The 18,564-nt window shown below is 34.3% G+C and carries 18 protein-coding genes and 2 pseudogenes; 17 read left to right on the top strand and 3 right to left on the bottom strand.

The window, feature by feature from the left end:
• Positions 1-40 precede the first annotated feature (40 nt).
• From BAU28_RS31355 to BAU28_RS25460, 3 genes and pseudogenes are all read left to right on the top strand, one after another.
• Complete coding sequence (locus BAU28_RS31355; RefSeq protein WP_071720630.1) at positions 41-169, top strand: hypothetical protein; 129 nt, start codon at positions 41-43, stop codon at positions 167-169.
• Between the two features lie 123 nt (positions 170-292).
• Positions 293-815 (top strand): annotated as a pseudogene (locus BAU28_RS25465) (amidase family protein); the annotation flags it as partial.
• 194 nt (positions 816-1,009) lie between these two features.
• The gene (locus BAU28_RS25460; RefSeq protein ID WP_002171425.1) at positions 1,010-2,029 is read left to right on the top strand and encodes an AI-2E family transporter; all 1,020 of its coding nucleotides are present in this window, start codon (positions 1,010-1,012) and stop codon (positions 2,027-2,029) included.
• A 44-nt stretch (positions 2,030-2,073) separates the two neighbouring features.
• Here BAU28_RS25460 and BAU28_RS31690 read toward each other — a convergent pair.
• Both BAU28_RS31690 and BAU28_RS25455 read right to left on the bottom strand, forming a co-directional pair.
• Positions 2,074-2,157 (bottom strand): annotated as a pseudogene (locus BAU28_RS31690) (YesK family protein); the annotation flags it as partial.
• Between the two features lie 102 nt (positions 2,158-2,259).
• Positions 2,260-3,204 carry an L-lactate dehydrogenase gene (locus BAU28_RS25455; protein ID WP_002171426.1) on the bottom strand — a complete coding sequence of 315 codons (945 nt, stop codon included), beginning with the start codon at positions 3,202-3,204 and terminating at the stop codon, positions 2,260-2,262.
• A gap of 200 nt (positions 3,205-3,404) precedes the next feature.
• On the opposite strand from BAU28_RS25455, the gene BAU28_RS25450 reads away from it, so the two are divergent.
• From BAU28_RS25450 to BAU28_RS25395, 12 genes are all read left to right on the top strand, one after another.
• On the top strand, positions 3,405-4,853 hold the full coding sequence (locus BAU28_RS25450; RefSeq protein WP_071720629.1) for a flavin monoamine oxidase family protein: 1,449 nt from the start codon (positions 3,405-3,407) through the stop codon (positions 4,851-4,853).
• 104 nt (positions 4,854-4,957) lie between these two features.
• Positions 4,958-5,881: a CobW family GTP-binding protein gene (locus BAU28_RS25445; RefSeq protein ID WP_071721027.1), complete on the top strand. Its 924-nt coding sequence runs from the start codon at positions 4,958-4,960 to the stop codon at positions 5,879-5,881.
• Positions 5,882-6,011: 130 nt separating this feature from the next.
• A complete protein-coding gene (locus BAU28_RS25440; RefSeq protein ID WP_025150025.1) occupies positions 6,012-6,617 on the top strand; it encodes a TetR/AcrR family transcriptional regulator in 606 nt (201 codons plus the stop codon).
• A gap of 12 nt (positions 6,618-6,629) precedes the next feature.
• Positions 6,630-8,120, top strand: a complete 1,491-nt coding sequence (locus tag BAU28_RS25435) for an o-succinylbenzoate--CoA ligase (protein ID WP_071720627.1) — start codon at positions 6,630-6,632, stop codon at positions 8,118-8,120.
• A 4-nt stretch (positions 8,121-8,124) separates the two neighbouring features.
• On the top strand, positions 8,125-8,541 hold the full coding sequence (locus BAU28_RS25430; protein ID WP_025150023.1) for a MaoC family dehydratase: 417 nt from the start codon (positions 8,125-8,127) through the stop codon (positions 8,539-8,541).
• A complete protein-coding gene (locus tag BAU28_RS25425; RefSeq protein ID WP_071720625.1) occupies positions 8,541-9,536 on the top strand; it encodes a 3-oxoacyl-ACP synthase in 996 nt (331 codons plus the stop codon). The genes BAU28_RS25430 and BAU28_RS25425 overlap by 1 nt, the downstream gene beginning before the upstream one ends.
• 62 nt (positions 9,537-9,598) lie before the next feature.
• The gene (locus BAU28_RS25420) at positions 9,599-11,395 is read left to right on the top strand and encodes a 6-bladed beta-propeller (RefSeq protein WP_071721025.1); all 1,797 of its coding nucleotides are present in this window, start codon (positions 9,599-9,601) and stop codon (positions 11,393-11,395) included.
• 234 nt (positions 11,396-11,629) lie between these two features.
• On the top strand, positions 11,630-12,847 hold the full coding sequence (locus BAU28_RS25415; RefSeq protein ID WP_071720623.1) for a substrate-binding domain-containing protein: 1,218 nt from the start codon (positions 11,630-11,632) through the stop codon (positions 12,845-12,847).
• Positions 12,848-12,945: 98 nt separating this feature from the next.
• Positions 12,946-13,719, top strand: coding sequence for an ABC transporter ATP-binding protein (locus tag BAU28_RS25410; protein ID WP_071720621.1), 774 nt, complete (start codon positions 12,946-12,948; stop codon positions 13,717-13,719).
• Positions 13,697-14,401, top strand: coding sequence for a branched-chain amino acid ABC transporter ATP-binding protein (locus BAU28_RS25405; protein ID WP_002171431.1), 705 nt, complete (start codon positions 13,697-13,699; stop codon positions 14,399-14,401). The genes BAU28_RS25410 and BAU28_RS25405 overlap by 23 nt, the downstream gene beginning before the upstream one ends.
• Positions 14,402-14,423: 22 nt before the next feature.
• Positions 14,424-15,284, top strand: coding sequence for a branched-chain amino acid ABC transporter permease (locus tag BAU28_RS25400; protein WP_025150017.1), 861 nt, complete (start codon positions 14,424-14,426; stop codon positions 15,282-15,284).
• A 49-nt stretch (positions 15,285-15,333) separates the two neighbouring features.
• Positions 15,334-16,287, top strand: coding sequence for a branched-chain amino acid ABC transporter permease (locus tag BAU28_RS25395; protein WP_071721023.1), 954 nt, complete (start codon positions 15,334-15,336; stop codon positions 16,285-16,287).
• A gap of 207 nt (positions 16,288-16,494) precedes the next feature.
• Here the strand turns inward: BAU28_RS25395 and BAU28_RS25390 are convergent, their stop codons facing one another.
• Positions 16,495-17,277 carry a LysR family transcriptional regulator gene (locus BAU28_RS25390; RefSeq protein ID WP_071720620.1) on the bottom strand — a complete coding sequence of 261 codons (783 nt, stop codon included), beginning with the start codon at positions 17,275-17,277 and terminating at the stop codon, positions 16,495-16,497.
• Positions 17,278-17,397: 120 nt separating this feature from the next.
• On the opposite strand from BAU28_RS25390, the gene BAU28_RS25385 reads away from it, so the two are divergent.
• Together BAU28_RS25385 and BAU28_RS25380 are read left to right on the top strand one after the other, a co-directional pair.
• Positions 17,398-17,946, top strand: a complete 549-nt coding sequence (locus BAU28_RS25385; RefSeq protein WP_071720619.1) for a DUF4865 family protein — start codon at positions 17,398-17,400, stop codon at positions 17,944-17,946.
• Positions 17,947-18,100: 154 nt separating this feature from the next.
• Positions 18,101-18,544, top strand: a complete 444-nt coding sequence (locus BAU28_RS25380; protein ID WP_071720618.1) for a MarR family winged helix-turn-helix transcriptional regulator — start codon at positions 18,101-18,103, stop codon at positions 18,542-18,544.
• Positions 18,545-18,564 lie beyond the last annotated feature (20 nt).

The raw sequence follows: 18,564 nt of genomic DNA, 5'->3' as shown, positions 1-18,564 counted from the left end.
GGAATATAAGAAATAATCCAGTGAGAAGGGAAGTAGAAAAATGAATGATGATAAAAAATATACAGTGGTAGGTACTGATGTTGAGGAAGTAAAACGTTTAAATAAAAATTCAGGGTTAACCTATAACCAAGTGAAGGAATTGTTAGCGAAGCGAATGGAAAAAAAGTAATGATTTGATTGGAATAATTAATTGTATCATTTAGCATTTTGTCTAGAGAGAGTTAAGAAGATAACTCTCTTTTTTCAATCTGAAAATTTACTAGTGAGCAACTTGTAGATTGGAGGGAACAACATAAAAAAATGGGTAAAGGTAACGTTGTCTATCGCAGGAGGGATTGTCCTATTGGCATGTGCCGGAGGATATACGTATATAAAAATTATTTTCCAAAGGAACCTGAGCGAATTGTATATGATGAAGAACGAGTGTTAAAACCGATACATAATCAGCTTAAAGGAGTCAACATAGATAATATTAAGATAAAAGCAAAAGAAGTTGTGAATGCCACTGTAGATGAGCTTCAAAAATGGTCGAGGATGGGAAATTATCATATGAAGAATTAACGAGTATTTATCTCTTTAGAATACAGGAACATGATCAAAATGGAATAGCATTAAATGCTGTTACAGAGATTAATCCTAATGCGATGGAGGAAGCACGAAAGTTAGATAAAGAGAGAGCGTTAAATAAGAAATCGAACTTAAATGGCATTCCTGTCATCGTAAAAGATAATGTACAAACGGAAAAAGAAGCGGCAACATTATTTAATTCAGTGGTAGGTTATGACGAAAAAGATACTATGACAGAAAAACGAAAGATAAAGATAGAATTGATAAAGTAGTTTTTAGAAAGTATTAGACAAAAAAATCCGACAATAAAAAAGAAAAAAAGGATTCTTCCCAATTAGTAAGAAAGATTGTCTATAGAAGTTCATAAAATGTAATAGTATTACAATGAATAAGTGTGTGTTGTAATACTATTACATTTTATGAAGGGGGAGGTTAATTCTTAATGAATGAAGTGAAAAATTTCTTTCGAAGTAGAGGGTTTCAACGGTTTCTCGTTTTAATAATATTAGCACTTGTATTATATGGATTAAAAAGTATGATCAATTTAATCCTAATTACGTTTATACTGACATTTTTAATGGATCGGTTTCAACGCTTTATTTCAAAAAAATTGAAAGTGAATAGGAAGGTCGTTATTGCTTGTTTGTATATAATATTAGTGACATTTATTGTCACAACATTGTATAAGTATTTACCGGTACTAACGATACAAATTTCACAATTAATTTATCAATTTAAATTGTTTTTTCAACATCCACCTGATAATGAGATGATTAGATACGTACTTTCAGCAATTAATGAAATGGAAGTATCAAAATATATTGAACAAGGTGTGGATGTCATCTATCAATCAATAGCAAACATAGGAAAGGTAAGTTTGCAAATATTATTGTCTCTTATTTTAAGCTTATTTTTCTTATTAGAAAAAGAGCGAATTATTTCATTCACGTCCAAATTTAAAGATAGTAAATTAAAGATTTTTTATGAGGAGATTGCATATTTCGGCGAAAGATTTGCAAGATCGTTTGGAAAGGTGATTGAAGCACAGTTTTTAATTGCGGTTGTAAATGGTGTTCTCACTGTAATCGCACTTGTCATTTTAGGGTTTCCGCAGCTTCTTGTATTAGCTGTCATGGTTTTTCTACTCGGTTTGATTCCAGTTGCTGGTGTTATTATTTCCTTGTTTCCACTTTGTATAATTGCCTATAACGTCGGTGGGGTTATGTATGTTGTATACATACTAGTATTCATTACAGTAATCCATGCTCTTGAAAGTTATTTTTTAAATCCAAAATTTATGTCTGCAAAAACGAATTTGCCTGTTTTTTATACATTTATGATTCTTATCTTTTCAGAGCATTTCCTCGGAATATGGGGGCTTATTATCGGGATTCCGATCTTTATCTTTTTATTAGATATACTTGACGTAACTAATGATGAACCGATTAAAGATAATAAATGATAGAAAATGTAACCGATGTTTTCTCTTGGTGAAAACATCGGTTATTTTTTCTTTGGAAATAGTGTTCTTAAGAGTATTAAGGATGTTACAGCTAGTAAGAGGGCTCCAATCGGCCAAGAATCATCCATGAAATCACTCCTTTCTGCCATGGAGAATAGTAACGTTTATATTGAGGGGAAATAAAAAGCAATCCAATATGAGTTGGATTGCTTTTTTTACTAGATATTTGATTAAAGTACAGGAGCCAGTGTTTCTTTTAATACTTGAACAGAATGATCGAATTTTAATTCTTCTTCTTCACTTAATTCAACTTCTAAAATTTCACGAACACCGCCGCGGTTTAAGACAGCAGGTACGCCGATATAAACGTCTTGTTGGCCGTATTGACCTTCAAGATATGCTGATACAGTTAATACGCTGTTTTCATTGTTCAAGATTGCTTTCGTAACACGCAGCAGTGACATACCAATGCCGTAGTATGTAGCACCTTTTCGTTCAATAATGTGGTAAGCTGCGTCACGAACGTTTATAAAGATTTCATCTAAATCTTTTTGGTTATATGTGTTGTCTTTTTCAAGAAGTGTTTCTAGCTTTTGAATACCAACTGATACGTGACTCCAAACTGGAAGTTCTGTATCACCGTGCTCTCCAATAATATAAGCGTGAATGTTATGAGGGCCAATATCGAAGTACTCACCTAACATATAGCGGAAACGAGCAGAATCAAGTGTTGTACCAGAACCGATTACTCGTTCTTTCGGTAAACCAGATTCTTTCCAAGTTACGTAAGTTAAAATATCTACAGGGTTAGTTGCGATTAAGAAGATGCCATCAAATCCGCTGTCCATAATGCTACGAACAATTTGTTTGAAGATTTTAGCGTTTTTCTCGACTAAATCTAAGCGTGTTTCACCTGGCTTTTGTGGTAATCCAGCTGTAATTACAACAAGATCTGCGTCTTTACAATCTTCATAACTACCTTTCCAAACTTTTGTTGGAGCTGGTGCGAAAGGTACGGCATGGCTTAAGTCCATTGCTTCTCCTTCTGCTTTTGCTTCATTTACATCAACTAAAACAAATTCTTCAGCGACAGCTTGGTTAATCATACAGTAAGCATAGCTACATCCTACTGCTCCTGTTCCTACTAATACAACACGGTTAATACCTTTTTTCATTTCAAAATTCCTCGCTATTTCGTTAATTTTATTACGTAAGATAATACGTCTTACTTCTATAGTTTCGTATCTATTTTATTACATTTTATAAAAGATATTCAAGTAATTGAAAATATATCCGTCCAATTACTTGACCGAAACATAGGAACCCTGCTAAACGAATATAATTCAGTAAAATCCTTCATAAAAGGGGACTTGGCATGGGGAATCCATTATCGATGGAAAAAATGCTTCAAATTATCCATGAGGGGCTTGCCAAAACAAATAACCCCAAAAGGATTACAATTGCTGGTGCGGGGATATCTGGATTAGTTGCAGCATCTTTATTAAAAGAAGCTGGGCACGAGGTAACGATTATAGAAGCAAATAACAGAATAGGCGGCAGGGTGTATACAATTCGTAAGCCATTTAGCACAGGATTATATTTTAACGCAGGCCCTATGCGTATTCCGGAGACTCATGATTTAACTTTAGCTTACATTCGTAAATTTAAACTAAAGTTAAATCTTTTTATTAATAAAACTTCTTCAGATATAATCTATACGAATAATATTAGAACGAGATTGAATGTGTTTGAAAATGATCCAAGTGTACTCGGATATCCAGTTTTAAAAACAGAAAGAGGGAAAACGGCAGAAGAATTAATATTAGAGGTATTAGAACCGATACTTAATTATATTAAGAAAGATCCTAATAAAAACTGGATTATTGTTGAAAAAAAGTATAAAACATATTCACTCGGTTCTTTTTTAACCGAGTATTATTCTGATGGAGCAATAGATATGATCGGTGTACTTCTTGATATGGAAGCATATATGGGAATGTCTTTAATTGAAGTATTACGGGAAATGATTTTTTTTACTTCAACGACAAAATATTACGAGATAACGGGCGGGATGGATGCATTACCAAATTCATTTTTACAACAGCTAAAGGATAATATTTTCATGTCATATAAAGTAGAAAAAATAATACAAGAAGATAATAAAGTGATGATGCAAGTAAACCGTGAAAAAACGTTAGAGCGATTTATAATAACGGGTGATATTGCCATTGTCACAATTCCATTTACAGCTTTGCGCTTTGTAGAAGTACAGCCGTATCATTTATTCTCTTATTTTAAAAGGCGGGCAATTCGTGAATTGAATTATATTGCAGCGACTAAAATTGCGATAGAGTTCAAAAGTAGATTTTGGGAAAGAGCGGGGCAGTGTGGTGGGAAATCAATTACAGATTTACCTATACGCTTTACATATTATCCGAGTTATGGCATTCATACACCAGGGGCAGCTATCGTTTTAGCAAGTTATACGTGGGCAGATGAGGCGTTAACATGGGATAGTCTCTCGAATAGAGAACGTATTCGTTATGCATTAAAAAATTTAGCGCAAATATATGGTACCGTGGTTTATAGTGAGTTTGTAACAGGTGCTTCTTTTAGTTGGAGTCAAAATCCGTATTCTTGCGGAGCATTTACAGCTTTTGAGCCAGGACAAGAGCTTGAACTGTTTCCATATATTACACCAACAGCTGGAAGAGTGCATTTTTCAGGAGAACATACGACGTTAACACATGGATGGATGCAAGGGGCAATCGAGTCCGGAATTAGAGTTGCTCATGAAGTGAATGAAAATGAAACGATAATCTAGCAGTTTTGTTTACAAATAGTTATTCTTTTAATAAAATGATAAATATAAATCGTAATAATTACGCTTTGAAGAAATTTGAAGTAGAGAAATGGATGGTCGGTCATATGAGTAAAGTAGAAATTCATATATTAGGTGGTTTTTTAGGTAGCGGGAAATCAACGTTGCTGCAAAATTTATTATTAGCAGAAAAGAAGAAAAATCGAAAAGTTGCTGTTTTAATGAATGAAATAGGTGAATACTCGGTAGATACAGATATTATTGGAAAAGAGAATGTGTTAAGAGAACTTCTAAAAGGATGTATTTGTTGTACGTTAAAAGAAGAGCTTGAAATACAATTACATTCACTATATCAACAAGAAAGACCGGATGTAATTTATATAGAAACAACAGGCGTCGCACATCCAATTGAGGTGTTAGATGCATGTGTATCACCAATTCTAGCACCTTTCCTTGAAGTGAAATCTATAGTAGTCGTATTAGATGCAGTGAGATGGTTAAATCGAAGTGTATTAAGTGCAAATGTACAACAGCTATTACATGAGCAATTGAAATATGGAAGCCATATTCTCATTAATAAATCAGATTTATTAACAGAAGAAGATAAGAACAAAGTATTTGAAGACGTAAAAGCAATCAATAATCATGCGAAATTGTATGAAACAAAGTATTGCAATATATCTTTGAATGATATAGAAGAAGCTGAATTTGGAAGTAATGAAGAGCATGAAACATTACATGTAAAACAGCATTTGCATATACAAACGATGACATATCAATTTACGAAATCAATCGATCAAGATAAATTATATGAATGGCTTTCAAATTTACCTGATGGCATTTATCGTGTGAAAGGTTTCGTGAAATTCCATGGAGATAAGTACCCACACTTATTACAATATTCATTTGGGGTACCAACTTTATTAGAACAGGATTTCGGTTTCCCGACAAACTTGGTGATAATAGGGGAAGGGCTAGATAAGAAACAATTGGTTGAAGGGTTAGAGAAGGTCGAGTTTAACGCTAACTGAGAGTAAAAGACTAACCTATTTTAGGTTAGTCTTTTTTAGTGTACGGAAAAGTACTTGTCGGATTTTGCCTAATTAAAATAGTTGTAAAATTCAGAAATAAATTTATAATCAAATCTAAGAGGTGATTCAGGTGTCAGAAAAAATAATAGTGGATGTAAAAAACTTAACAACAAAAGGACTTGAAACGAGAGAAAAGTTATTGTGTGCTGCAGAAAAAGTATTTGGTAGTAAAGGATATTATGAGGCTTCTATTGTGAATATTACGCAAGAAGCAAATGTGGCACACGGAACATTTTATAATTATTTTCCAACTAAAAAAGATATATTTGATGAATTAATTCGCAAGTTTAACCGTGAATTACGCTTAATTATTAAAGAAGAAATGAAAGGGGGATCTAGTAATGAGGAGGCACAAAGAAGAGGTTTTCAAGCATTTTTTCGATGGGTAAAAACACGACCGAATTTATATAATATAGTACAACAAGCAGTTGTCGTTGATAACGAAATATATAAATGGTACTATGCAAAATTGGCAACTGGATTTATCAAAAGTTTATCGGCAGGTATGGAAGCGGAGGAGTTTAAAAGGCTTGATACGGAAACAACCGCATATTGTCTTATGTCAATTGGACAGTTTCTAGGTATGCGATGGGGACATTGGGAAGGGCAAGATGTTCCTGAGAATGCTTTTGAATCAGCGATGGCATTAATATTCGAAGGGTTGAAGAAAAGATAGGGGGAGAGAAATATGCAAGGCATTGCTTATTGGATTGAAAAAAGAGCGTATTTACATCCAGATCGCATTGCCATTATTACGGAAGCAGAGGAAATAACTTATAAACAATTACATGAGTATGTGAGTAAAGTAGCAGCATATTTAATTTACGATTTAAATATGCAAAAAGGAGAGAGGATAGCTATTTTATCACAAAACAGCTTGGAATATATTGTCCTTTTATTTGCTATAGCGAAGGCAGAATGTATTGCTGTACCACTTAATATACGATTAACAGAAAATGAACTTATATTCCAGTTGAAAGATAGTGGAACTACAGTTTTATTTGTAGAGGAAACATTTCAAAACATGGCACTTTCAATGGAGAAGGTATCATATGTACAAAGAGTTATTTCGATTAATAGTTTAAAAGAAATAGAAGATAGAAAAACGCAATATTTTGAGGATATAAATGAAAGCGCATCCTTTGTTATATGTTATACATCGGGAACAACAGGAACACCAAAAGGGGCTGTACTTACACAAAAAAATATGTTTTGGAATGCGCTTAATAATACGCTAGCGATTGATCTAACTATTCACGATCGTTGTATTGTATTATTGCCTTTATTTCATATTGGAGGGATGGGTTTATTTGCATTTCCGACTTTGTTTGCAGGTGGAATGATCATTATTCCAAGAAAATTCGAGCCAACTACAGCTCTTTCCATGATAGAAAAACATAAAGTGACTGTTGTGATGGGAGTACCTACAATTCATCAATCATTAATTAATTGCTCAAATTTTGAAACTACGAATTTACAATCAGTTCGCTGGTTTTATAACGGTGGTGCTCCGTGTCCAGAAGAGTTGATACAAGAGTTTATAGATAGAGGATTTTTATTTGGTCAAGGTTTTGGTATGACGGAAACATCACCAACCGTATTTATGCTTTCAGAAGAAGATGCAAGACGTAAAGTAGGCTCAATTGGAAAACCTGTTCTGTTTTGTGATTATGTACTTATCGATGAAAATAAAAATAAAGTTGAAGTTGGTGAAGTTGGAGAGTTAATTATTAGAGGGCCGAATGTAATGAGGGAATATTGGAATCGACCAGATGCAACAGAGGCAACTATTCAAGATGGTTGGTTATATACGGGTGATTTAGCTAAAGTTGATGAAGATGGTTTTGTATACATTGTCGGTAGAAAAAAAGAAATGATAATTTCAGGTGGTGAAAATATTTATCCACTTGAAGTAGAACAAGTCATTAATAAGCTTTCGGAAGTATGTGAGGTAGCGGTCATTGGTATGCAACATTTAAAGTGGGGAGAGGTTCCAATCGCCTTTGTTGTGAAAAAGAGTAGAAGTGTATTAACTGAAAAAGAAGTAATCAATCATTGTCGTTTATTTCTAGCAAAATATAAAATTCCAAAAGAGATTGTATTTCTAGAGGAATTACCTAAAAATGCAACTGGTAAAATTCAAAAAGTACAGTTAGTTAATCAATTGAAAAGTAGGTGAAGGCATGACTATATATAGCCCTGGCCAACAGGCAACATGTAGTAAAACAATAACGGAAACAGATTTTGTTCTATTTGCAGGCTTGAGTGGGGATTTTAATCCAATCCATATTGATCATGAGTATGCGAAAAAAACTAGATTTAATCAAAGAATAGCTCATGGTTTACTAACTTCTAGTTTATTATCTCAATTGTTAGGGGTTCATTTACCAGGAAAAGGATCTGTTTATATGGAACAAACTATTAAATTTACAGCACCGGTTTTTATTGGGGATACAATTACAGCTACTGCAACTGTCCAAGAGTTTTTTAAAGAGAAGAGAATATTAAAATTAGTTACTGAGTGTCATAATCAAAATGGAGAATTAGTATTAACAGGTGTAGCTACTATGATGGTGCCGAAAGAAGGGGGAGTGGTCTAATGAATATTGGGATTGAAGCGACTGGTGTTTTCTTCCCAAAAGGTGTAGAGACAGCGGCAGATTTATCTGCAAAAACAGGTATTCCTGAAAAAATTATTATAGAAAAGTTTGGATTATATGAAAAACATGTCGCAGACGAAACGATGCATGCATCAGATTTAGCAATTGCTGCCGCAAAGCCAATTTTATTGGAAATCGATCCTCTATCTATTGACGTAGTCATTTATTTTGGCAGCCCACATAAAGATTACCACGTATGGTCTAGTGCCCCAAAAATTCAGCATGAACTTGGATTGAAAAATGCCTATGCTTTTGAAATTATGAATGTTAGTTCTTGTTTTCCAATTGTCCTCAAAGTCGCCAAAGATATGCTCAATTCCGATAAATCAATTGAAAATATTTTGTTAGTAGGTGGATGTAAAGAATCTCAAATTGTAGATTATGATAACCCACGCTCACGTTTTATGTTTAATTTCGCTGATGGTGGAAGTGCAGCTTTAGTAAAAAAAGGAGCTATAAATGGTGAAATATTAGGAAGTGCTATTATAACGGATGGCTCATTTCACGAAGATGTTCGTATCCCGGCAGGTGGATCGAAACAAATTGCTAGTTATGATACGGTTGAGAATCGACAACATTATATCGATGTAATAGATCCTATTAGTATGAAAGAACGTTTAGACCCGATTTCAACTCCTAACTTTGAAAAGGTTATTCGGGAGGCATTAAGAAAAAGTGGATTAACTCCCAAAGATATTAAAGTATTGTTACCACTGCATACAAAACGCTCTATGTTAATAGAATTGTTACAGGGGCTGGGCTTAGTAGAAGAACAAGTTGTATATTTAGATCATTATGGGCATATGTCAGCGCTTGACCCGTGTATCGGTCTTCACTTTGCAAATGAACAAGGGAAATTACAGCCTGGAGATATTGCAGTAGCTGTTAGTGCAGGTACTGGGTATACTTGGGCAGCTACTGTGATCAGGTGGTAGTAAGGATGGATTTTATCAAAAAAATTATATGTTGCTTTTTCATTGTTACTGTGAGTCTTGGGATGTTTACTTCTGTAGGAAGTGCCTCGGCTGTAAAATATGTGAAATCATGGGGGAGTGAGCAAGATACTTCTAAGTTATTAAGGACGCCTGTAGCAATGGCAAGGGATGCAAAAGGATACTTGTATGTTGTTGATATGGGAAATAATAGGGTTGTGAAAATAGATAAGAATGGAGAAATTGTTGACACTATAGGAACTTTAGGCGAAGGTCCGGGACAGTTTAATATGCCATTTGGTATTGCTGTTGATAAGGAAGGTAATATTTTAGTCGCGGATACAGCAAATTATCGTATTCAAAAATTTAATGAGCAGTTTCAATTTATTAAAAGTTGGGGCACGAAAGGTCAAGGAAATGCGCAGTTCTCTTTTCCTAGGGAAATTGCAGTAGATAGCAATAACAATTACTATATTACGGATGAGTACAATCATCGTATTCAAAAATATAGCCCAGATGGAGAGTATATTCAAACAATCGGGAGTTATGGAAAGGCGAATGGAGAATTTGCTTTACCGCAAGGAATCGCGATAAATAAACAAGATGAGATTTATATTGCGGACACATATAACAATCGTATTCAAGTGTTTGATAAAAATGGGGAGTTTCAGCGGATAATCGGAAATGGAAGTTCAGGTTTAGGCCCATATCAATTCTATCATCCAAGAGGAATAAATTTCGATTCAATATCTGGATCGTTATATGTAGCAGATACATATAACAATCGGATAATGAAATTTACAAATAAAGATCAATTTTTATATACAGTAGGTAACTTTTTTCAATTTGTTTATCCCAATCAAGTTCTTCCAGATGGTCAAGGGAATATCTTTATTACGGATACGGGAAATAATCGTGTACTTTTATATAATGAGGTAGGTTTAACAGCGATAATGAAGAAAATCATAGGTAATGAAAGGAATGGAGATACACAATACTCAGGGCCTTATGATGTTGAAAGAGACACGAATGGGAATGTTTTTGTATCTGATTCCTTTAATCATCGAATTTTAAAATATGATGTATCTGGGAAGATTGTTGGGAAGTGGGGAAGTTTATTTGGTGCTGGTGGACCACTTGGATTCGGAAGTCTTCCAGGACAGTTTTTTGTTCCGAGACAAATTGCAATGGATCGTTACAATAATGTGTATGTATCTGATTCTGTAAATCATCGTATCCAAAAGTTTACTAATTCAGGGACAGTGCTTGCTTCATATGGTTCATTTGGAGTATTACCAGGATTTTTTCAATTTCCATCTGGAATAGCAATTGATAGTAAAGGAAACATATTTATAGCTGATTCAGAAAATAACCGTATTCAAAAATTCAATCCATTCTTTGTATATATGAAAGAATGGGGGAGAAAGGGAAGTGGAGAGGGAGAGTTTTCTCAACCTATGCAATTAGCAATTGATTCAAAAGATAATGTTTATGTTGTTGATCGGATTAATAATAGGATTCAAAAATTTGATAACAACGGTAAATTTCTTATTAAATGGGGTACAAATAATGGGGCAGGAAACTTAGATCCGCTAGAAAATTGGAGAGAGGGTCCAGGAGATCTCTTTTTGCCAATAGGAATTGAAATTGATATAAATAATACGGTTTATGTCACAGATACTTCTAATAATCGTGTAAATATTTATAATGAGAATGGAATTTTTTTAGAGTCTTTTGGAAGTTTTAATGGTATGTCAGGACAGTTCTTTTCACCACAAGGAATAGATGTAGATAGCCAAGGAAATATAATAATTGCAGATGGTTTACTCCAAAGAATTCAATTTTTTAAGAAAGCAAATTAATGCTGGAGACTCAAAATACTTGTTAGAAAGGGTAGAAGTTTAATAGTGTGGAAATGTTGTATGTATAGGAATAAAATATTTATATCAAATTGTAAAGGTATTCAATGGAAATCGGAGAAAATACATTTATACTAACAACCTTGTTTATAGTATTCAAAGAAAAAGTCATAATTACGGATGGGTTACTTTGGCGTATTTGATTCTATCAGAAAGTAAAGTATGGGGAGGATCACAATGTCGATGAAAAAACGTAAGTGGCTAAAAACATTGGTTACTGGTTGTGTTTTGGGATCATTATTAGTAACGGCAGCTTGTTCAGGAAAGAAGACAAGTACAGAAGATGAAAAAACGATTAAGGTAGGAGTTCTTGCCTCATTAACTGGTCCATTAGAATCGTATGGAAAACAAACGGTAAATGGATTTGAATTAGGGTTAGACTATGCAACTGGTGGAACAGGAAAAGTGGAAGGGAAGAAGATCAAGTTTGTCGTAGAAGATACAGAGACGAAAGCAGACGTAGCAGTTAAGAAGGCTACAAAATTATTAGAAGAAGAGAAAGTTGATTTTTTAGTCGGATCTTCTAGTTCAAGTGATACATTAGCAGTATTACCGATAGCTCAAGAATATGAAAAAATTATGGTTGTAGAACCGGCAGTGGCTGATAGCATTACCGGAAAGAACTGGAATAAATATATTTTTAGAACAGGTAGAAATTCATCTCAAGATGCAGTGGCTGGTGCTGCGGCAATTGCTAAAAAAGATGTGAAAATAGCAACGCTAGCACAAGATAATGCTTACGGTCGTGAGGGGATTGCTGCATTCAAGGCTGGAGCGAAGAAGTTAGGTGCAAATATTGTAAACGAGCAATACGCGGATACGAACTCAACGGATTTCACTGCAAATATTCAAAATATTATAAGCTCAAAACCAGATTATTTATTTATCGTTTGGGCAGGTGCGAATTCTCCATGGAAACAGTTGAAAGATATGAATGTGGAAGCACAAGGCATTAAAATTTCTACTGGTGCACCTGATATACCAGCATTAAAAACGATGGATGCGTTAGTAGGAATGCAAGGATTTTCTGTATATTATCACACACTTCCTAAAAATAAGGTGAATGATTGGTTAGTAGAAGAACATAAAAAACGTTTTAATGGTGCTGTTCCAGATTTATTTACAGCGGGAGGGATGTCCGCGGCGATTTCTATCGTCGAAGCTTTAAAGAAAACGAAGGGCGATACGGATGTAGATACACTTATTAAGAAAATGGAAGGAATGGAATTTGAGACACCAAAAGGCAAGATGAAATTTAGAGAGAAAGATCATCAAGCATTACAAACTCTGTATTCTATAACGTTGAAAAAGCAAGAGGGTGTTGATTATCCTGTACCAGTGCTAGAGAGAGAATTAACGATGAAAGAAACAGAACCGTCAGTTCAAAATAAATAAACTGAATTTTCAGTTCAATTTGTATAAAGAGGGTATTCCCTCTTTATACTCATTTCTTTTAAAAGTTTAAACATAATCGCTTTTAGGGGAGGAATCTTGTGACACATTTGTTAGAGACGAAAAATCTTAGTGTATCTTTTGGTGAGCATCATGTTATTAAGGATGTTAATTTAACGGTACAAAAAGGAAAGCTCATTTCAATTATTGGGCCGAATGGTGCTGGAAAGACCACTTTATTCAATTTATTAAGTGGGCAAATTTCTCCGACGAAAGGTGAAGTTTATTTTAAAGGGCAGGATATTACAAAGCTATCAATTTCAGATCGAACGCGCTTAGGAATTGGTCGTTCTTTTCAACTGACAAATATTTTTCCAGAGCTAACAGTGCTTGAAAATGTGCGTTTAAGTGTTCAATCATTCGTTCAAGATTATTACAGTTTCTTTCCGAATTCAGCCAAGTTAAAGCAGCAAACTGGAGAGGCGAGACGTCTTTTAAAAACAGTACTACTTCACGAGAAAGGGGACGTATTGGCAAAAGATTTAGCTCACGGGGAAAAAAGAAAGTTAGAGCTGGCTATGTTGTTAGCATTAAAGACAGATGTATTACTACTTGATGAGCCGACGGCAGGTATTTCAGTTGAGGAAGTTCCGGCTATATTACAAGTAATCGAAAATATTAAAAAGAATCCAGAGAGCACAATTGTACTTATTGAACACAAAATGGATATGGTGCTAGGTTTATCAGATCATCTTATCGTTTTATTTCATGGTGAGTTATTGGCTGAAGGATTACCGGAAGAGATGATGAAAGATGAACGTGTACAAAGTGCTTATTTAGGGGGATTATACAGTGGCACTATTACAAGTGAATAATATTGAGACGTATTTAGATCAGTTTCATATTTTACAAGGAGTATCACTCTCGGTTGAGAAAGGGACGATTACTGTATTGTTTGGAAGAAATGGAGCTGGAAAAACAACAACATTGCGCTCAGTTATGGGATTTCATCGGATAGCAAATGGAGAAGTTTATTATGATAGTACAAAAGTAAATGGACTATCTACACATTTAATTTCAAGAAAAGGTATAGGCTATGTGCCGGAAAATCAAGGGATTTTTCATGATTTAACGGTAGAAGAGACATTCGTACTTGCTAAGGGGAAAAACGGGGAAGAAGCGGAAGAGAAGCTAGAATGGATGCTTGAACTTTTTCCAGACTTAAAGCAATTTTGGTATAAAAAAAGCGGACTTTTAAGCGGGGGACAAAAACAAATGCTGGCGATTTCAAGAGCATTTATCAATAGTGATGGGCTATTGCTTATTGATGAGCCGAGTAAAGGGCTGTCTCCAATTATGATAGAAAAATTAATGGTAGCAATTTTGAAAATGAAGGAGAAAACGACTGTTTTACTTGTTGAACAAAATTTCATGATGGCTAGTCAAATCGGTGATTACTTCTACATTATGGATAATGGGCGCATTGTGCATAACGGTTTCATGGAGGAACTGCGAGAAGATAAGGAAACATGTCATAAATATTTAGGTATTTCTTAACATTGATACGGGGGGATAGAACGTGGATGTGCTAATTAACTTATTTGTAAACGGCGTTTCGACAGGGATGCTTATTTTTTTATTAGCGTCTGGTCTATCACTTATTTTCGGTTTAATGAGCGTACTGAATTTTGCACATGGCGGTTTATTTGCATGGGGAGCATTTACAGGCGTTTGGTTATTCAATATGACAGGGAGTTATTTATTAGCGCTAATTGGAGCAGTCGCTATGGGGATGTTTCTCGGTTTCATTTTAGAAAGATTTCTTATCAGGCCAGTGTATGGAAACCATGTTCGGCAGCTTCTCGTTACGCTCGGAGGAATGCTCGTTCTTAGCGAGTGCATCAAAATATTTTGGGGACCAAATCCCATTGGGGCAAAATTACCGTTATGGTTACAAGGAAGTTTTACATTTGGAGGCGTTATACTAATTAAATATCGCCTATTCGTCATTTTAGTTGGGATACTAATTTACATTGCTTTACTATTACTGCTGAAAAAAACAAAGATAGGACTAATGATTCGCGCTGGTGTAATGGATAAAGAGATGGTCCAGGCCCTTGGTATTAACGTAAAAGCGATATTCTCGTTTGTCTTTTTATTAGGAGCGGGGATGGCTGCGTTAGGTGGTTTCCTACTTGCACCATATTCAGGCGTTATTTTCGCTGAGATGGGCATGCAGTACGCAATTTTAGCTTTTATAGTAGTTATCATTGGAGGATTAGGTAGTGTACAAGGTTCGGCGATAGCTTCTTTAATCGTCGGTTTAGCCGGAGCTTTTACAGCGTATTTTATGCCAGATTTATCGCTTGCAATCAATATGTTAATGTTACTATTTTTCTTGATAGTGAAGCCAACGGGGCTCGTTGGTGAAAAGGGGTGAAATGGTGAACAGCACATCGGATCGAATCAAAGTATACTTTGGATTATTTATGTTCATTTGTTTAAGTGTATTTCCGTTCGTAAATGATTCACGGAGCTTGTTAATTTTGTTCACTCAAATCTTCATCTTTGCTATTTTCGCTATGAGTTTTGATGTTCTGCTTGGATATACAGGTATTGTTTCATTTGGTCATTGCATGTTCTTTGGTATAGGAGCATATGGGGTAGCACTATTATTTGATCGGCAAGGAGTATCGATAACGAACTTTTTTATAGGAATAGCGGCCGCTGTAATTATTTCAGCTATTGTAAGCTATATAATCGGTTTGCTTTCGTTACGTTTGAAAAGTCATTTTTATGCAATGTTAACGCTCGCTATTTCCCAATTGTTTTTTGTACTTGCTGAAAAATGGCGTTCACTGACTCATGGAGGAGATGGATTTACATTTGGTGTACCAGATATATTCCGTGATCGTTTTACGTATTATTACGTAACACTTATATGTTTAATTGCTATTTTTATTTTGTTACGATTGTTCACAAAATCTTCTATTGGAAAAGTATTAAAGGCAATTTCACAAAATGAACAACGTGTTGAAGCACTTGGGTATAAAGTTCTTCATTATAAAATTATCGCGAGTGTAGTGGCAGGGGTAGTAGCTGCGATTAGCGGAGGATTATTCGTTATCACATTGCGTTTTGTAAATACGACGGTATTTTCAATTGATATGACGCTAAATGCATTATTGATGACAATGATCGGAGGAGTTGGAACGTTAATCGGAGCCATTGCTGGAGCTGGGATTATTGAATCACTGAAATATTATTTATCAGAACTAGCGACTGAGTATCCGATTTTTGAACGATGGACGATTATTCTTGGCTTGTTGTATATTATCGTGCTTCTAGTTTTTCCAAAAGGATTAGTTGGAACGTTTAAGAAGTTGAAGAATTTAAAAAGAAGTAAGAAGGAGAAAAGCACCGGGGTGGAGCAGAACGTGTAAAGTCTAATGAAATGTATGGATAATGAGGCAAGTCTCCAAGATGAAAAGGGATGTCCGAGTAGTTGAACTTTTTAACTAGGTAACATCTCTTTTTATTTTGGTGAACTGTACGATAGTAAATGAGATTATATCGGCGATTTTTAAAATTTATCGATCACAACTTGAAATATATCAGCGATTCGACAAAAGGTGACAAATATAACGGCCTTATTTGTTAAAAAGTTCACCTGGAATCTCTTTTTCTAAGTCTTGAGCTGTAAAGAAGTTAATAGATAATTTTTCAATCGCCACATCTTCAATTGGTGCTAATTTATCATTTTTAATCGGTAAAAAAGCTATACCATTTCCTTCAGCAATAAATTCTTCAATAAGTGAATAAGAATCTAACTGTTGAAGTTGACGCTGAGATAGATTGTTTTCTTTTAGAAATTGTATTGTCCGATTTCTAAAGGGGCACTTCGTATCGTTACTAACGAAAAATAGTTCCTTTGAATAGTCGACTTTACACTTTTCTTTTGCTTTTAATAAGCCAATAGAAATTGTTGTACTGAATACTTTGTTAAAGGTTGAATCTAGATTATCCTCATAAGTTATGACCATATCAACTTTGTGTAACAGTTTTTGGAGATGGCTACTACTTTCTATATATACTTGATAATTTCTGAAATTTTCTTTAATACGTACACTCAAATAACTAGCTAAAATAGATTGTGACGTCGCTATTCGGTAAGAAGTGTTCGTTTTAATTTCATTTTTAGCTTCCTCTAATAAATTCAATATTTTATTCGTATAATCTAACAAAATGTCACCTGAAGGTAGCAGTGAAACCCCCTTGTTATCTCTATGTAGTAAAGGTGTTTCTAATTCTTGTTCTAATTTTTTGATTCGCTCAGTTACATTTGGTTGCACATAACCTAACTCTTTAGCAGCTTTACTAATAGAGCCTTCATTAGCTACAGTTTTAAATATGATAAGATCATTTATTTCCATTCATTTCACCCCCTCATTTGGTATCATTATAAATGATACCAAGCATAATTTATACCTATTTTACACCGATCCAACATCGATTTATCATTATGTATATAATATCGAAAGTGAGTGATAAACATGATTGGGATGCAATATAAGGTCATTTTGCCAAAAGATTATGATATGGGGATAATTAGACAAAGGGTAAAAAATAATGGGTATAAAACAGACGATTTTCAAGACCTAAATTTTAAAGCATATTTAATTACTGAAGCAGGGGAAAATGAAAATTTATTTAATTGTTACGCTCCATTATATATATGGAATAACCATGAAGGGATGAATAGATTTATCTTTGATGGTTATTACGACAATATTTTAGACTCATTTGGATGGCAACAAATTAATATTGGTGTTCCTTTAGTTGTTAATCTAAGTGATGATTTTCAGAAGAGTAGATATGTTGTTGAATATGCAGGAAGTATCTCTCAAAGTAAATCTTTGATTGGGACTCAATTTAATACTGTGCATCAAAATGCGCAAGATACAGAAAAGAATTTAGGGAATATATTAGTTTATAATCCAGATAAATGGGGATATAGTCAATTTAGTTTTTATGAAGAGAAGCCTGAAATTAATGCAATGAACGGTATTACAATTTATGAGATTTTACACATCTCACGATAAAGATTATAAAAATGCTTGTACGGAAAAACTCCATTGTAAGAGAGGTTCTTTCTGCTGTATATCAGAGTGAAGAAAATATATGTAATTTTCACTTGCATTACTATCACTTGAGTGGTAAAGTGATAGTGAGATTAACGATAGGAAGTGATAAAACATGCGTGAAAATACGATAGGATCGTTAATCTGGTTACGATTAATACGATTTACGAACCAAAGTAATCAGATGTCAAATGAGTTTTTGAAACGTTTTGATTTGACGACAGCTCAATTTGATGTACTTATGCAAATACGAATTTATCAACCACTTACACAAATGGAGTTAGCGGAGAAGGTTACCGTTACACAAGGTGGTATTTCTCGAATGTTAACACGCCTTGAAAAAGAAGGATATATTGCACGAAAACAAGAATGGAAAACGAAAACGATTAGCCTTACTGATAAGGGTGAAGCGGTATTAGAAAAAGCATTACCAGAGCAACTTGCATTTCAATCATCATTTTTTGATGATGTATTGAATGAGGAAGAACAGAAAATACTATACGAGTTAATGACAAAAGTTCATAAGCATAGTGAAAAAAAAGAATTACCACACGAGTAATTTTTTTTACACTATCAATT

This window comes from Bacillus paramycoides (assembly GCF_001884235.1).
GTDB classification, from domain to species: Bacteria; Bacillota; Bacilli; order Bacillales; family Bacillaceae_G; genus Bacillus_A; species Bacillus_A paramycoides.
The sequence above is the reverse complement of the archived record's forward strand: the minus strand, read 5'-3'. Positions and strand labels throughout refer to the sequence as shown.

Excerpts from the sequence above, each read along its gene's own strand:
- BAU28_RS31355 (WP_071720630.1), top strand. The coding sequence starts at position 41 with ATGAATGATGATAAAAAATATACAGTGGTAGGTACTGATGTTGAGGAA.
- BAU28_RS25460 (WP_002171425.1), top strand. The coding sequence starts at position 1,010 with ATGAATGAAGTGAAAAATTTCTTTCGAAGTAGAGGGTTTCAACGGTTT.
- BAU28_RS25455 (WP_002171426.1), bottom strand. The coding sequence starts at position 3,204 with ATGAAAAAAGGTATTAACCGTGTTGTATTAGTAGGAACAGGAGCAGTA.
- BAU28_RS25450 (WP_071720629.1), top strand. The coding sequence starts at position 3,405 with ATGGGGAATCCATTATCGATGGAAAAAATGCTTCAAATTATCCATGAG.
- BAU28_RS25445 (WP_071721027.1), top strand. The coding sequence starts at position 4,958 with ATGAGTAAAGTAGAAATTCATATATTAGGTGGTTTTTTAGGTAGCGGG.
- BAU28_RS25435 (WP_071720627.1), top strand. The coding sequence starts at position 6,630 with ATGCAAGGCATTGCTTATTGGATTGAAAAAAGAGCGTATTTACATCCA.
- BAU28_RS25430 (WP_025150023.1), top strand. The coding sequence starts at position 8,125 with ATGACTATATATAGCCCTGGCCAACAGGCAACATGTAGTAAAACAATA.
- BAU28_RS25425 (WP_071720625.1), top strand. The coding sequence starts at position 8,541 with ATGAATATTGGGATTGAAGCGACTGGTGTTTTCTTCCCAAAAGGTGTA.
- BAU28_RS25420 (WP_071721025.1), top strand. The coding sequence starts at position 9,599 with ATGTTTACTTCTGTAGGAAGTGCCTCGGCTGTAAAATATGTGAAATCA.
- BAU28_RS25415 (WP_071720623.1), top strand. The coding sequence starts at position 11,630 with ATGTCGATGAAAAAACGTAAGTGGCTAAAAACATTGGTTACTGGTTGT.
- BAU28_RS25395 (WP_071721023.1), top strand. The coding sequence starts at position 15,334 with ATGTTCATTTGTTTAAGTGTATTTCCGTTCGTAAATGATTCACGGAGC.
- BAU28_RS25390 (WP_071720620.1), bottom strand. The coding sequence starts at position 17,277 with ATGGAAATAAATGATCTTATCATATTTAAAACTGTAGCTAATGAAGGC.
- BAU28_RS25385 (WP_071720619.1), top strand. The coding sequence starts at position 17,398 with ATGATTGGGATGCAATATAAGGTCATTTTGCCAAAAGATTATGATATG.
- BAU28_RS25380 (WP_071720618.1), top strand. The coding sequence starts at position 18,101 with ATGCGTGAAAATACGATAGGATCGTTAATCTGGTTACGATTAATACGA.